The sequence below is a fragment of the Streptomyces sp. UG1 genome (genome assembly GCF_049974585.1).
In the GTDB taxonomy this organism is placed as follows: Bacteria; Actinomycetota; Actinomycetes; order Streptomycetales; family Streptomycetaceae; genus Streptomyces.
The window spans coordinates 1-580 of the sequence record NZ_JBNGGG010000169.1; the positions used below are offsets into that span (position 1 = coordinate 1).

Annotated in this window: 1 protein-coding gene; it reads right to left on the reverse strand. The window is 32.2% G+C overall.

Annotated features, from left to right (window positions below):
- Positions 1-77 precede the first annotated feature (77 nt).
- The coding region (locus tag ACP4J3_RS50865; RefSeq protein ID WP_426545121.1) for a hypothetical protein at positions 78-580 on the reverse strand (503 nt) is incomplete at its 5' end.

Genomic DNA, 580 nt, shown 5'->3' on the forward strand with positions numbered 1-580 from the left:
CCAGACGGTTTCCGGTTGCGCTCAAGGCGCTGCCGGAACCGTGGAGGATTGTTATCTGATATAGTTTCAGTGCAAAACTAACGTCGAAGTAAAGTTCGTTCTTGTAACCGATTATACCAATCAAAGCCTTTATATCCGGTATTGTCTCTAATTCTGTATTTAATGCTGCTAGTTTTTAAGTTAAAAGCTTTTAATTCCTGATAAAAATGTTCTTTATCCTTTTTAATTAAATCTAATTCAGAGTATAGGCCATCTATGATTTCTTTGATCATGTTTATTTCTGCTTGTATTTCTTTTTTCTTTTCATAATCATCGCTTTCTTTTTTATCATTAAATAATTTAGAGCGGTGAGCTTTGAGTTTATTGATAGCATCATAAATAGCGCCCATTGATTTTTTAGCATCATTAAGAAGTTTATATGCTTCATTTGCCACTTTCATACATGAATAATGAAGGTCAACTAACTGATGAAAATCATACATTGATTGAACATATTCGACATGTTGTTCTATATATCTCTTATGTTCTTCAATGCTTTTACATACTGATTCTCGTTGATTTTCCCATCGCTTTTTTTCTT